The 14,061-nt window shown below is 70.0% G+C and carries 13 protein-coding genes; 8 read left to right on the forward strand and 5 right to left on the reverse strand.

What is annotated here, in order from left to right; genetic code table 11:
- Window positions 1-118 precede the first annotated feature (118 nt).
- The 5 genes from PV734_RS42405 to PV734_RS42425 all read left to right on the forward strand — a co-directional run bounded on the left by PV734_RS42405 (window position 119) and on the right by PV734_RS42425 (window position 5,324).
- Window positions 119-1,057: a cellulose-binding protein gene (locus tag PV734_RS42405; RefSeq protein WP_319098089.1), complete on the forward strand. Its 939-nt coding sequence runs from the start codon at window positions 119-121 to the stop codon at window positions 1,055-1,057.
- A gap of 245 nt (window positions 1,058-1,302) precedes the next feature.
- On the forward strand, window positions 1,303-2,322 hold the full coding sequence (locus tag PV734_RS42410; RefSeq protein ID WP_319098090.1) for an ABC transporter ATP-binding protein: 1,020 nt from the start codon (window positions 1,303-1,305) through the stop codon (window positions 2,320-2,322).
- A complete protein-coding gene (locus tag PV734_RS42415) occupies window positions 2,319-3,089 on the forward strand; it encodes an ABC transporter permease (RefSeq protein ID WP_319098092.1) in 771 nt (256 codons plus the stop codon). The genes PV734_RS42410 and PV734_RS42415 overlap by 4 nt, the downstream gene beginning before the upstream one ends.
- A gap of 145 nt (window positions 3,090-3,234) precedes the next feature.
- The gene (locus PV734_RS42420) at window positions 3,235-4,464 is read left to right on the forward strand and encodes an ABC transporter ATP-binding protein (protein WP_319294717.1); all 1,230 of its coding nucleotides are present in this window, start codon (window positions 3,235-3,237) and stop codon (window positions 4,462-4,464) included.
- Window positions 4,461-5,324 (forward strand): ABC transporter permease subunit, encoded by an 864-nt coding sequence (locus PV734_RS42425; protein WP_319098095.1) that lies wholly within the window; start codon window positions 4,461-4,463, stop codon window positions 5,322-5,324. Before PV734_RS42420 ends, PV734_RS42425 begins: the two co-directional genes overlap by 4 nt.
- Before the next feature lie 76 nt (window positions 5,325-5,400).
- Here the strand turns inward: PV734_RS42425 and PV734_RS42430 are convergent, their stop codons facing one another.
- A complete protein-coding gene (locus tag PV734_RS42430) occupies window positions 5,401-5,736 on the reverse strand; it encodes an ATP/GTP-binding protein (protein WP_319098097.1) in 336 nt (111 codons plus the stop codon).
- Window positions 5,737-6,047: 311 nt separating this feature from the next.
- On the opposite strand from PV734_RS42430, the gene PV734_RS42435 reads away from it, so the two are divergent.
- Entirely contained in the window at window positions 6,048-7,076 is a 1,029-nt protein-coding gene (locus tag PV734_RS42435) for an LLM class flavin-dependent oxidoreductase (protein WP_319294719.1), read from the forward strand.
- A gap of 90 nt (window positions 7,077-7,166) precedes the next feature.
- Here the strand turns inward: PV734_RS42435 and PV734_RS42440 are convergent, their stop codons facing one another.
- On the reverse strand, window positions 7,167-7,559 hold the full coding sequence (locus tag PV734_RS42440) for an SCO5389 family protein (RefSeq protein ID WP_006381684.1): 393 nt from the start codon (window positions 7,557-7,559) through the stop codon (window positions 7,167-7,169).
- 298 nt (window positions 7,560-7,857) lie between these two features.
- On the opposite strand from PV734_RS42440, the gene nucS reads away from it, so the two are divergent.
- Window positions 7,858-8,529 carry an endonuclease NucS gene (gene nucS, locus PV734_RS42445; protein ID WP_319098100.1) on the forward strand — a complete coding sequence of 224 codons (672 nt, stop codon included), beginning with the start codon at window positions 7,858-7,860 and terminating at the stop codon, window positions 8,527-8,529.
- A gap of 78 nt (window positions 8,530-8,607) precedes the next feature.
- On the opposite strand, the gene PV734_RS42450 is transcribed toward nucS, so the two are convergent.
- From PV734_RS42450 to PV734_RS42460, 3 genes are all read right to left on the reverse strand, one after another.
- Complete coding sequence (locus PV734_RS42450; protein WP_319294729.1) at window positions 8,608-11,301, reverse strand: ATP-binding protein; 2,694 nt, start codon at window positions 11,299-11,301, stop codon at window positions 8,608-8,610.
- A 222-nt stretch (window positions 11,302-11,523) separates the two neighbouring features.
- Complete coding sequence (locus PV734_RS42455; protein WP_006382151.1) at window positions 11,524-11,847, reverse strand: STAS domain-containing protein; 324 nt, start codon at window positions 11,845-11,847, stop codon at window positions 11,524-11,526.
- A gap of 222 nt (window positions 11,848-12,069) precedes the next feature.
- Window positions 12,070-12,918: a 3-hydroxyacyl-CoA dehydrogenase family protein gene (locus PV734_RS42460; protein WP_319294720.1), complete on the reverse strand. Its 849-nt coding sequence runs from the start codon at window positions 12,916-12,918 to the stop codon at window positions 12,070-12,072.
- Between the two features lie 305 nt (window positions 12,919-13,223).
- Between PV734_RS42460 and PV734_RS42465 the strand changes: the two genes are divergently transcribed.
- Window positions 13,224-13,796: a cob(I)yrinic acid a,c-diamide adenosyltransferase gene (locus PV734_RS42465; protein WP_319098103.1), complete on the forward strand. Its 573-nt coding sequence runs from the start codon at window positions 13,224-13,226 to the stop codon at window positions 13,794-13,796.
- The last annotated feature ends 265 nt before the right edge of the window (window positions 13,797-14,061 follow it).

Genomic DNA, 14,061 nt, shown 5'->3' on the forward strand with positions numbered 1-14,061 from the left:
TTAGCCACTCAAAAGGGGTCTCATTCTCCATATCAATCGGGTGACTGCTCGATGACACGCCGCTTGGACCCCTAGGATTCCCCCTATCACCTCACCGGTCTCATTCGACAGGAACCCCATGAGCGACACTTCCCCCTACGGCTTCGAGCTTGTGCGGCGTGGGTACGACCGCGCTCAGGTGGACGAACGCATCTCGAAGCTCGTCTCCGACCGTGACAGCGCTCTGGCTCGCATCACTGCTCTGGAAAAGCGCATCGAGGAGCTCCACCTCGAAACGCAGAACGCCCAGGCCCAGGTGAGCGACGCAGAGCCGTCGTACGCCGGTCTCGGCGCGCGAGTCGAGAAGATCCTCCGTCTCGCCGAGGAGGAGGCCAAGGACCTGCGCGAGGAGGCCCGTCGCGCGGCCGAGCAGCACCGCGAGCTCGCCGAGTCGGCGGCCCAGCAGGTGCGCAACGACGCAGAATCGTTCGCTGCGGACCGCAAGTCCAAGGCGGAGGACGAGGGCGTCCGGATCGTCGAGAAGGCCAAGAGCGACGCCTCGCAGCTCCGCCAGGAGGCGACGAAGGACGCGCAGTCCAAGCGTGAGGAGGCGGACGCCCTCTTCGAGGAGACCCGCGCCAAGGCCGCCCAGGCCGCCGCGGACTTCGAGACGAACCTCGCCAAGCGCCGTGAGCAGTCGGAGCGCGACCTCGCGTCCCGTCAGGCCAAGGCCGAGAAGCGCCTCGCGGAGATCGAGCACCGCGCGGAGCAGCTCCGTCTGGAGGCCGAGAAGCTGCGCACGGACGCGGAGCGTCGCGCCCGTCAGACCGTCGAGACGGCCCAGCGCCAGGCCGAGGACATCGTGGCCGACGCGAACGCCAAGGCCGACCGGATCCGTTCGGAATCGGAGCGCGAGCTGGCGGCTCTCACCAACCGCCGCGACTCGATCAACGCCCAGCTGACGAACGTCCGCGAGATGCTCGCCACCCTGACGGGAGCCGCGGTCGCCGCCGCCGGCGCCCCGGTCACGGACGACGAGCCGATCACCCGCGGAGTACCGGCCCAGCAGTCCCGGTAGCCAGTCGGACGAGCGGTACCTGAGACCCGCACCCCTTCGAACGGGGGTGCGGGTCTCCGCCGTTTGGCGATCACTTGTAGACAGGGGGCGAGGGCACATCCCCAGGGGCGCGGGGAACTGCGCGACAAGCCACGACGGCGCGGCGCACACGCACCGGCGACCACCCCCAGAAGACCAAACCCACGTTCACCAGAAGTTGCCGCACACAAGTGGCAACCCCCCTCACCCCCAACTAGCGTGGCCGCATGATCGAGCTAGAGGGGCTGACCAAGCGGTACGGCGAGAAGGTGGCGGTCAACCATCTGACATTCACCGTCAGACCGGGCATCGTGACCGGCTTCCTCGGCCCCAACGGCGCCGGCAAGTCCACCACCATGCGGATGATGCTCGGCCTCGACCGCCCCACCGCGGGTGACGTCCGGATCGACGGTCAGCACTACGACCGCCTCAAGGACCCCCTCAAGTACATCGGCGCCCTCCTCGACGCCAAGGCCATGCACGGCGGGCGCAGCGCCTTCAACCATCTCCTGTGTCTCGCGCAGAGCAACGGCATCCCCCGCGCGCGCGTGAACGAGGTCCTCGACACCGTGGGGCTCACGTCGGTCGCCCGGAAGAAGGCGAAGGGGTTCTCCCTCGGCATGGGACAGCGGCTCGGTATCGCGGGCGCGCTCCTGGGTGACCCGCGGATCCTGATGTTCGACGAGCCGGTCAACGGCCTCGACCCCGAGGGCATCCACTGGATCCGCAACCTGATGAAGTCGCTGGCCGGTCAGGGCCGGACGGTCTTCGTCTCCTCGCATCTCATGAGCGAGATGGCGCTGACCGCCGATCACCTGGTCGTCATCGGCCAGGGCCGGCTCCTCGCCGACACCTCCATGGCGGACTTCATCGAGCAGAACTCGCGTTCGTACGTCCGTATCCGCTCCCCCCAGCGCGAACGGCTGCTCGACGTCCTGTACGCCGCCGGGATCACCGCGGTGCAGGCCGGCGGCGAGACGCTCGAAGTGGACGGCGGGAAGGCCGAGCAGATCGGTGAGCTGGCCGCGCAGCACCACCTCGTGCTGCACGAGTTGAGTCCCCAGCAGGCCTCCCTGGAGGAGGCGTTCATGCAGCTGACCGCCGAGTCCGTCGAGTACCACGCGCACTCCGACACCCCGGCCACCACCGGCCTCCCGGCGAGCTCCCCACCCGTCTCCCCCTCCGCGCCCCCGCCCGGTTCGGCGGCCGGGGCGTGGGGCGACGGCTGGCAGAAAGGACGGTCATGACGGCCGCTCAGGTCATCCGGTCCGAGTGGACCAAGATCCGGTCGGTGGCGTCCACGGTGTGGACACTCGGTCTCGCGGCCGTGGTGACGATCGCGCTCGGCGCGCTGATCTCGCTGCTGTTCAAGAACCAGTGGAGCGATCTCAGCGAGAAGGACCGGCTCTCCTTCGACCCGACGTACACGAGTTTCGCGGGGATGAGTCTGGGACAGCTCGCGATGATCGTGTTCGGGGTTCTCGTCGTGTCGAACGAGTACAGCACCGGCATGATCCGCACCTCGTTGGCCGCCGTACCGCAGCGCGGCACGTTCCTCGCCAGCAAGCTCACGGTGGCGGCCGGGCTCGCCTTCGCGGTCGGCGTCGTCACCAGCTTCGCCGCGTTCTTCCTCGGACAGGCCATGCTGGGCGACCACTCGACGTCCATCGGCGATCCCGGCGTGCTGCGCGCGGTCATCGGCGGGGCGCTCTACATGACGCTCATCGCCCTGTTCTCCATGGGCGTGGCCGCGATGCTGCGCAGTCCGATGCTGTCGCTCGGTGTCCTGATGCCGTTCTTCTTCCTGATCTCCAACATCCTGGGCGCCGTGTCGGCGACGAAGAAGGTCGCCCGCTATCTGCCCGACCAGGCCGGCAGCAAGATCATGCAGGTGGTCACCCCGATCGACAACGACACGCCGTACGGCCCCTGGGGCGGACTCGCGATCATGGTGGGGTGGGTCGCGGTGGCCCTGCTCGGCGGCTATGTGCTGCTGAGGCAGCGGGACGCCTGAACAGCGTCCCCCGCGCATGGATCACTCGGTCATGGACCCGACATTTTTACCGCGTTTTGAAGGGAACCGTCAGCGCCCGGATAAGCTCCTAACCCTTACGGGGGCTTGTGCCCCGCTGTCCTGAATTTTTCGATGGGTGCGGAGCATGATCGAGGCAGTCGGCCTGACGAAGCGCTACGGCGACAAGACGGCCGTGTACAACCTTTCCTTCCAGGTGCGGCCGGGTTCCGTCACCGGCTTCCTCGGCCCGAACGGGTCGGGCAAGTCGACGACGATGAGGATGATCCTCGGCCTGGACCAGCCCACCTCGGGCCAGGTGACGATCGGCGGCTTCCCTTACCGCAAGCTGCCCAACGCCCCCCGGCAGGTCGGCGCGCTGCTCGACGCCAAGGCCGTGCACGGCGGCCGGTCCGCCCGCAGCCACCTGCTGTGTCTGGCCCAGCTGTCGGGCATCCCGGCGCGGCGCGTGGACGAGGTGCTGGGCGTCGTCGGACTGCAGGACGTGGCCCGCAAGCGCTCCAAGGGCTTCTCGCTCGGCATGGGACAGCGGCTCGGTATCGCCGCCGCGCTGCTCGGCGACCCCCAGGTACTGCTCTTCGACGAGCCGGTCAACGGCCTCGACCCCGAGGGCATCCTCTGGGTGCGCAACCTGATGAAGGCGCTCGCGGCGGAGGGGCGGACCGTGTTCGTCTCCTCCCACCTGATGAGCGAGATGGCGCTGACCGCCGACCACCTCATCGTGATCGGGCGCGGACAGCTGCTCTCCGACATGAGCATCAAGGACTTCATCTCCACCAACTCCGCCGACTTCGCGCGCGTGCGCACCCCCGACACCGAGCCGCAGCAGCGCGAGAAGCTGACGGCCGCGCTGACCGAGGCGGGCGGCCAGGTGCTGCCCGAGCCGGACGGCGGGCTGCGCGTGACCGGGCTGCCGCTGCCCCGCATCAGCGACCTCGCGCACGGCGCCGACGTACGCCTGTGGGAGCTGTCGCCGCACCAGGCGTCGCTGGAGGAGGCGTACATGCGGATGACGCAGGGCGCCGTCGACTACCGCTCGACCGTCGACCAGAAGGCCGGGCTCCACCAGCTGCCGCCGCCGGGCATGGAGCCGCCGGTGCAGATGCCGGTCCCGGGGCAGGGCCAGCCGGGCTGGTACGCCCCGCCGCCGCCCCAGCAGGGCGGTCAGCCGCCCTTCGGGGACTCCGGACAGCACAACCACCCCGGACAGCCCGCAGGGCCGTACAGCGCCCCTGGCGGCCCCGGCGCTCCCGCCGGCGGCCACGCGAACCCGTACGCGCAGCCCGCCGCCACTCCTCAGCAGGCGCCCGCCGCTGCCGCCGCTCCCGCCCTGACCAAGCCCGAGGACGCCCGATGAGCACGCCCCAGCAGCCCCCGACGCAAGCGCTGCAGCCGCAGGCCGCGCCCAACTGGCAGGCGGCGCCCGGCACTCCGTACGCCGCCTACACCTCGCCGATCCCGGTCACGCCCACGCACCTCGGTCATGCGCTCGCCTCCGAGTGGACGAAGATCAAGTCGGTGCGCTCCACGATCTGGACGCTCGGGGTCTTCCTGCTCCTCGTCATCGGCATCGGTCTGCTGGTCGCCGTCCAGACGACCGACGAGGACTTCGGGGATGTGCCGTACACCATCCCCGCGTTCTTCGGGCTGGTGCTCGGACAGATCTGCCTGATCACGCTGGGCGTGCTGGTCGTCTCGTCGGAGTACGGCACGGGCATGATCCGTACGACGTTCACCGCCTCGCCGCAGCGCCACCGGGTGCTCGCCGCCAAGCTGATCATCTTCTTCGCCGTCGCGTTCGTCGTGTCCGCGTTCGCGATCGGTTTCGTCGGGCTGGTGACCGAGTCGATGCACAACACCGGTGAGGGCAGGGCGTGGGGGGGCAGCGTCGTCAAGGGTGCTCTGTACGTCTCGCTGCTCGGGGTGCTGGCCCTCGCGGTCGGCTCGATGCTGCGCCACTCGGCGGGCGCCATCACCGCGATGCTGGGTCTCGTCCTCGTGCCGGCGATCATGCCCGCGTTCCTGATGCTGTCCGCGAGCCTGCAGACGATCGGCGAGAAGATGCTGGAGTACAACGCCCCCAATTCCCTCGCCAAGATCTTCGGGATCGGCGAGGGGGACGGCAGCGGAGGCGGCGCCCAGCTCGGTCTGCTCGCCGGGGTGACCGCCGCGGCGATCGCCGGCGCCTTCGTGCTGCTCGACCGCAGGGACGTGTGATTCACCCGGACGCGTGAACTGCCCGGACTGCTGGGCGAGTTCGGAAACCCGGTCAGGACCTCGGTCGAGGTCTCGGTCAGAACCTCGGCGAGTTACGGGACCGCTGCACCCGCGTGGTGCGGCGGTCCTTCGCGTTCCAGCACGCCTTGTGCCAGTGCCGGCGGTCGTCCACGCCCGCGTGCTCGGCCCACGCGACGACGTGCGGGACACCGGACGGGATCAGCTGGTCGCAGCCGGGGCAGCGGTACGTCTTGCCCTGGGCGCTGGCGCCCGCCACGTGCCGGACGTTCCAGTTCTCGCCCTGCCAGCTCTCCGAGGACTGGAAGCCGCCGTAGCGGCCGGAGTCGTCCCCGTCGGCACTCCGGCCGGACGAGCCGCCGGGGCCTTGGGGGCGGTTGCGACGCGGGGACACAGGACACCTCACGGAGCGGGTCAGGGAGCACGGATGCGCTCCAGCCTACGCGGCGCGATCCTGGGTAGATGTAAGTAACCAGCTCCGCACCACTCCCCTCGAACCCTCTCGAACTCCCGCCCGAATCATGTCGTCGACTCTCGGGCCGCTTCGAGGCAGACCCCCGCCGGACCACAGGAAGCTCCCCACCCGGCCGCCCAATTCTGCAGACAATCCGCCAATCTCTCCGCCAAGCCGTGACTTCGGCACGTGTCGCACGGTTATGCCGTGCGGGGGAGCTCCGTGTCGGGGCCTAGGAAGCAGGAAAGAGCATGCGCGTAGGAAGTTTTGTGCTGGCGGCCCAGTTCCCGGGCCAGGGCCAGGGGGAGGCGCTGCACCGAGCGGTCCGGTCCGCCGAGGTCGCCGAGGAGGCGGGTCTCGACACGGTCTGGCTGGCGGAGCACCACTTCGTGCCGTACGGCACCTGCCCGTCCGCGACCACCCTGGCCGCCCTGCTGCTGGGCCGCACCCGGCGCATCCGGATCGGTACGGCGGTGAGCGTGCTGCCCACCACCCACCCCGTGGCGCTCGGCGAACAGGCGGCGCTGCTGCATCTGACGTCCGGCGGGCGGTTCACGCTGGGCGTGGGGCGCGGCGGGCCGTGGGTCGACCTGGAGGTCTTCGGGACGGGCCTAGAGGCGTACGAGGAGGCCTTCCCGGAATCACTCGATCTGCTGGTCCGCTGGCTGCGTGAACCGTCCGTGTCGGCGGACGGCGACCGGTTCAGGTTCCGCCAGGTACCCGTCGTACCCAGCCCGTCGGAGTCGCTGACCGAGACGGCGGGTCCGGAGGTCGTCGTCGCCTGCACCTCGCCGTCGAGCGTGCGGCTGGCAGCCGAGCGCGGCCTGCCGATGCTCCTCGGAATGCACATCGGGGACGAGGAGAAGGCCGAGATGGTCGCCCTGTGGCGGCGGTACGCGCGTGCGGCGGGGCGTCCGGCGGACGAGATCCGGGGCGCCGCCCATGTGTCGGCCGGTATCTGCCAGGTCGCGGACCGGCGTACGGACGCGGTCGAGACGCTGATGAAGGCGATGCCGGGCTGGCTGCGACAGGGGCTGGAAGCACATGTCACGGTGGATGGCCGGGAGCGTTCGATGCGGGACCCGGTGGCGTACACCGAACTCCTCTGCGGACTGCACCCGGTGGGCACGGCGAGGCTGTGCGCCGACCGGCTGGCGGCGACCTCCGAACGGACGGGCATCTCGCGCTTCGCCCTGCTGGTGGAGGGCTCCGGCGACCTGGCGGCCACGGAGGAGAACGTACGGCGGCTGGGCACCGAGGTGCTCACCCAGCTGCGCTGAACCGCTCGACCGCACTGCCCCAGGGAGCTTGCCGCCCCGTACAGAAACACCTCCCGCGTACGGAGCGGCAAGCCGTTGCCCCAAATCGCGTCAGCAGTCCCGGAATTCCGGGGACTGGTTCAGCAACTGACTGCGTACCGAGGTGAAGCGGGCCAGCTTGACATCCACCGAGGAGTCCAGCGGGAACACCGCCACCCGGTGGCAGTTCTGGAAGGCCAGCCGCACACCGAAGTGCCGCTGCAGCGCGCCGCGAATCGCGTCACTCGCCAGCGCTCGCAGCAGCTGGCCACGTGCCTGCTCGTCCGGCGGCGGCGTCTGGTTGTCGGCGAAGTCTCCGCCGTCCACCTTCAGCTGGGCCACCAGGGAGCTGATCATCTCCCATGCGTAGGGCAGGGAGGTCCGGACGCAGTCGACGAATTCAGCTTCGTCGACCTCGCCTCGCTCGGCCTGTTCGAGTAGGGCCGGTGAGACGTCGAGCGACATGAGTTCTCCTCTCGCACCCCCGGGTCACGGGGGTTGCCTGACAGGGAAAGAGAGCCCGCGAAACCGAGCACGCTCCGTACACGCATCGCGACCTCCCGTTTACTACGGTAGGCAACGGGCCGTGACCGCACCAGGAAAACGCGGATACAGGACCGGTCAGAACCGTCCTCGTAGGCACACAATCAGCCAACAACGAACAGTTGCCTCTGGCATGTTCCGTGGGCCCACCGAGCGCGTACCGGCACTGTGAGGTGGGCGAATCGCGTGGACCACCGCCCGTCGAGTAGCGTTGCCGACCATGCGTCTCGTCATTGCGCGCTGTTCCGTGGACTACGCGGGCCGGCTCACCGCTCATCTCCCGTCGGCCCCCCGTCTCATCCTGGTCAAGGCTGACGGCAGCGTCTCGATCCACGCGGACGACCGCGCCTACAAGCCTCTCAACTGGATGTCTCCGCCCTGCACGTTGAAGGAGGGGACCGGAGAAGAGGAGGGGATCTGGACCGTCATCAACAAGGCGGGCGAGAAGCTCATCATCACGATGGAGGAGATTCTTCACGACTCCTCGCACGAACTGGGCGTGGATCCCGGCCTGATCAAGGACGGCGTGGAAGCGCACCTCCAGGAACTCCTCGCCGACCGCATCGACACCCTCGGCGACGGCTACACCCTCATCCGCCGCGAGTACATGACGGCCATCGGCCCGGTCGACATCCTGTGCCGGGACGGCGAGGGCGCGACGGTCGCCGTCGAGATCAAGCGGCGCGGCGAGATCGACGGCGTGGAGCAACTCACGCGCTATCTGGAGCTGTTGAACCGCGACCCGCACCTCGCTCCGGTGCGCGGAATCTTCGCCGCCCAGGAGATCAAGCCCCAGGCCCGCGTCCTCGCCACCGACCGGGGCATCGGCTGCGCGGTCCTCGACTACAACGCCCTGCGCGGCATCGAGGACGACAAACTCCGGCTGTTCTGACGCGGGTTCACTGCGTGCGGCTTGGCGGTACGAGGAAGGGGGCGGGCCCGCCCCCTTCCTCGTACCTTCCTCGCGCTGTCAGATCACCGGCGCCGTACCGGCCGTCGACGCGGGTGCGGTGGTGGTGTCGGCGGGGGCGCTCGCCGGGGCGCTCGCCGGGGCGCTCGCCGTCTCGCTCTGGATCGGGCTGGAGACCGGACCGCTGGCCGTGGTCGTGGTCGCCGGGGTCGACGGCGAAGGCGATGTCGTCGGACCGTCTGTCGGCGGCGTGGTTGTCGGACCGCCGGTCGGCGGGGTCGTCGTGGGACCGCCTGTCGGCGGCGTGGTTGTCGGACCGCCGGTCGGCGGGGTCGTCGTCGGGCGCTCCGTCGGAGACGAGGTCACCGTACCGCCGCTGCTCCCCCCGGTACCGGTCCCGCCTCCCGGCGTCTTCGTCCCCGTCGGGTCGTCCGACGGGGTCGCGCCGTCCGTGGGCGGTGGCGTCGGGTCGTCCGAGGTGCCCATCGTCCCGTCGGGGCCCGGATCCGTCGGGCGGCTGGTAGCCGTACCGGTGTCGCCGTTGCTGTCTCCGCCGCCGTTGTCGGCCTTGTCGGCGCCGAGGCTGTCGTCGTCGCTGCCCGCGCTGGCGGACGGGTTGACGCCCACCTGGCCGGACGGCGTGTCACCCGGGTTCGAGGTCGCGCCCAGGGTCACCACCGTACCGAGCACGGCCGCGAGCAGGGCGCCCGCGCCGACCGCCACGAGGTTGCGCCGGGCACCGCCCACGAGCCGCTGGACGCCCGAGACCTTGTGCGCCCCGCCGCCCCCGGACCGGGACGCGATCACGGTCGGCGCGAAGTCACCGCCTCCATAGGCGGAATCCGAACCGGAAGACGAACCGGAACCCGTGCCCGAGGACTGTAGCGGCGGGTAACCGGCGGCCCCGAAGAGGGCCGGGACCCCACCGGGCGGCGACGCCGACTCCTCGTACCGCGCGTCCGGCACCTCCTCGCCCGCCGTGGAACCCGGGCCGGAGCCGAAGCCCGGTGTGTCACCGGCCCGGTCGGCGACCAGGGTGAGGGCACGGCGGCCCGCGACCGTGCCGCGCTTGTCGGCGACGGCGCCGCGCAGGCCGATGGCGGCCTCCAGCTCCGCACGGGCCTGGTCGAGCTGCTCGCCGCAGAGCGCGAGGATGCCCAACTCATGGTGGAAATAGGCCTGTTCCGAGACCTCCCCGGCGACCCGGGCGGCCTCGGCGCCAAGCTGCAGGACGTGTTCCCAGGCGCTCCAGTACAGTCCGGCCGCGAAGGCGGGCGCCGCCGTGCGGGCCAGTTGTACGGCTGTCCTCTCCTCTTCCTCCCCCGGCGTCACTGTCTCGGGGACCGGGCCGCCGAGGGCGACGAGCGTGGCGAGCGCGGCGATCAGGGCGTCGGCCTCGGCGCTCACCCGCTCGGGAGTCACGGACGGGTGCCCCGCCCACCAGGCGTAGTGCCGGGCGGCGGTGTACGCCCGGTCCTGGGCGCCTTCGCCGTATCCGGCGGCCTCCAGCTGGGTCCGCACGCCGGCGGCGAGCCGGTAGTGGGAGCCGACCGGGGACACCAGGGCGCAGCCGAGCAGCTCCCCGAGGGCGGCGTCCGCGTGGGTGTCGCCGACCAGCGCGGGCAGATGGGCCTGGTGGGGCACCTCACCACCGAGCGCGACGGCGAACCGCAGGGTGTCCCGCGCGGACGGGCTGAGCCGGGACGCGAGCAGTGGCGCGGGCGCGGCACCCTCGGCGAGCGAGGGCAGCGGTACGGCGTCCTCGTCGCCGGAGTCCAACGGCGCGTCGACCGGGACGTCGGCCGGGACGTCCTCGAAGACGCCGAACTCGTCGAAGGCGTCGGCGCGGGCCCGGAGTCCGTCGCGCTGCCTGAGCAGGGCGCCGGCCTGGACGAACCGCAGGGGCAGGCCCTCGGACTCGAACCAGAGGTCGCCGGCCCAGTTGGCCTCCTCCTCGGTGAGGACCCGGCCGACGGCACGCTCAAGGAGTTCCAGGCCACCGGCCCGGTCGAGGCCGTCGAGGAACAGCTCCTCGATCAGCGCGTCGGCGGACGGGGCGGGTACGTCGGGGGTGGCGCTGATCAGGAAGGCGCACTCGGGGGTCGCCTCCAGGAGTTCGTCGAGCGCGGCGCCGCCGAACTCCACGTCGTCGAGGACGACGACCGCGCCGGCCTCCCGGACGAGGGCGCGCAGTTCGTCCGGTTCCGGCCGGTACAGAGGTGCGCTGTAGACGGCGTAGAAGAGGTCGTAGAGCAGGTCGGTCTGGGTGCGGTGGAGACCGGTGAGGCGGACCACACCGTCGGGTGCGAGGTCGGCGCAGTCGGCGGCCACGGCGTCGAGGAGCGTGGTGCGGCCGGAGCCGGCCGGGCCGGTGAGACGTACGGAACGGCCGCGGGCCAGCAGCCGCACCAGCCGTTCGCGCTCGCCGTCGCGCTCCAGGAGCGGCAGTTCGGGCCGCCCGGGTCCGGGCGGTACGGGTGGCCGCGCGGCGCGGGTGATCTCGGTGCGCTCGGCCGCCGTGAGCTTGACGGGCCGGCCGGGCCGTTCGCCGGGCGGGCAGATCTCTATCTCGCTGCCGTCGACCGGGTTGACGGTGAGCAGGTAGTCACCCGAGACGAGCTGCGCCGTGCGCGCGAGCGCCGGCGTGTGCTGACCGAAGTCGGATGTGAGGGCGTCGCGAGGCGGGCGCTGACGCGGCGTGCTGCCGTCGGCGTCATGGCCGTACTCCTCGGAGCCCTGGTTGTTCGGGTCCATAAGGTTCAAGCCCCCCAAAAGCGTCGTGTGCGGGTCGACGGGACCCTGGCCCCTCCCGGCCTTGCTGCACACTGCGCTGTCGCTTCTGGTCCGGGCCCGCTCGTGGGATGTCAGGCAGCGGGCGACCGAACCCTAAACCTTCGCACAGTATCTATGACAGGCCGGGGTACCGCGCCGTCCGAGACGTCACAGTGTCGTGAGGATTGTGCGCGAAGCGCGTTTTCACACTCTGGGCAGCGACTCCACCCCGATGCCACCCTCGATCGCGAGGATCCGGTGCAGCCGGGTGGCCACCAGCAAACGTTGCATCTGCGGTGGTACGTCGCGCAGCACCAGCCGCCGACCGCACCGCCCGCACCGCCGGTGGGCTCCCATGATCACCCCGAGCCCGGTGGCGTCCCAGGAGTCCAGCTCGGACAGGTCCAGCACGAGATCGCCGACGCCCGTGTCGACGGCCGTGTGCAGGACCGTACGGGCGTCCGCCGCGCTGCGGACGTCGAGGCGGCCCCCGACGACCAGCTCGGCGTGGTCGCCCCTGATGTACATATGCGCTCCCGTGAGTGCGTGTGTGGTGCTCCGCGTCGGTAGGTGATGCAACGTCTGACTGCCTTTGGGGCGGCCAGGTTGCCGTCTGTGAGCGAACCGATACTCAATTCACCCCACAGGGTGATACCCCAGGGGTTCGTGCGGTTTCCGTACCTGTTGACTACGTGCGGTACTGCTGGTCGGCGATACGTCTCGTCCCTTCTCGGTACCGCCTGGTACTGCTCAGTGCTTGTAGAAGCCCTGCCCGCTCTTTCGGCCGATGTCACCGGCGTCAACCATCCGGCGCATCAGCTCCGGAGGAGCGAACTTCTCGTCCTGGGACTCGGTGTAGATGTTGCTCGCGGCGTGCAGCAGGATGTCGACCCCGGTGAGGTCGGCGGTGGCCAGCGGGCCCATGGCGTGCCCGAAGCCGAGCTTGCAGGCGAGGTCGATGTCCTCGGCGGTGGCGACACCGGACTCGTACAGCTTGGCCGCCTCGACGACGAGCGCCGAGATCAACCGGGTCGTCACGAAACCGGCGACATCCCGGTTGACGACGATGCAGGTCTTGCCGACCGACTCGGCGAACTCCCGTGTGGTGGCGAGTGTTTCGTCGCTCGTCTTGTAGCCGCGGACCAGCTCGCAGAGCTGCATCATCGGCACCGGCGAGAAGAAGTGCGCGCCGACGACCCGTTCCGGGCGGTCGGTGACGGCGGCGATCTTGGTGATCGGGATGGCCGAGGTGTTGGAGGCGAGAACGGCGTCCTCACGTGCGATCTTGTCGAGCGCGCGGAAGATCTCGTGCTTGACCTCAAGCTTCTCGAAGACGGCCTCGACGACGATGTCGGCGTCGCCGACCGCGTCCAGGTCGGTGGTCGCGGTGATGCGTCCGAGGGCGGCCTCGGCGTCGGCCGCGGTCAGTTTGCCCTTGCCCACGAACCGGTCGTACGAGGATTTGATGCCGTCGGTGCCACGGGTGAGCGCTTCGTCGGTGACATCGCGCAGTACGACGTCCCAGCCCGCCTGCGCGGAGACCTGGGCAATGCCGGAACCCATCAGGCCGGCTCCGATGACGGCAAGCTTCCGTGCCACTGTGCGACTCCCCTGACGCGCTGTTTATGTGCCTCGTGCATTGGGCCTCTTCGGCGGACCCTAGCGGTCGCGGGGGTGCTGTGTGACTGCTTAGTAACGCGTTTCACGTCTCATGGGGTGAGACACCGATCACGTCTGATCCGGCGGACCGGACGATCCTCCCGGCTGCCGAAGCCACCGGGATTCCTACCTCAGGGTTCGGAGTGCCAATTCCTCGGGGTTTCACACTGGTTGGCGCTTCCAGGTGGCCAGGACTCCGCACCGAGAACGTCTGTACGACTTGGGGCAACGTCTAGATTGGCGCCATGGTCAATCTGACGCGCATCTACACCAGGACCGGCGACAAGGGCACCACCGCCCTCGGTGACATGAGCCGGGTCGCCAAGACCGATCTGCGGATCTCGGCGTACGCCGACACCAACGAGGCGAACGCGGTGATCGGGACCGCCGTCGCGCTGGGCGCCCTGACGGAGGAGGTCGTCAAGGTGCTGACCCGGGTACAGAACGACCTGTTCGACGTGGGCGCGGACCTGGCGACGCCGGTGGCCGAGAACCCGGAGTTCCCGCCGCTGCGGGTGGAGCAGTCCTACGTCGACAAGCTGGAGGCGGACTGCGACCGGTTCCTCGAAGACCTGGAGAAACTGCGCTCGTTCATCCTGCCCGGCGGCACCCCCGGCGCGGCCCTGCTGCACCAGGCGTGCACGGTGGTACGCCGGGCCGAGCGCTCGACGTGGGCGGCGCTGGAGGTCCACGGGGAGGTCATGAACCCGCTCACCGCCACCTACCTCAACCGGCTGTCGGACCTGCTCTTCATCCTGGCCCGTACGGCCAACAAGGAGGTCGGGGACGTGCTCTGGGTGCCTGGCGGGGAGCGCTGAGCCGGGGCCCGGGTCACGCTTGGGCCAGATCGTGTACGTCGGCGCGATCAGCCCGTGGCGGCCGTCTCGACATGGCCGAGGCGACGGTGAAGACGCACGTCAGCCGGTTGCCGGGCAAGCTGGAGCCGCGCAGCCGGGTGCAAGCGGCCGTGCCGGCACAGGAGTTGGGGGTTCAGCGAATCGGTGGAGGCTTTCCGCGAAGTGGTCCAGACCTATTGACCCGTGGTCCAGACCTTCCTATTCTCGCGGCACTGTGGGTGCGAAG

Source organism: Streptomyces sp. AK08-02, from assembly GCF_033795085.1.
GTDB lineage: Bacteria > Actinomycetota > Actinomycetes > Streptomycetales > Streptomycetaceae > Streptomyces > Streptomyces echiniscabiei.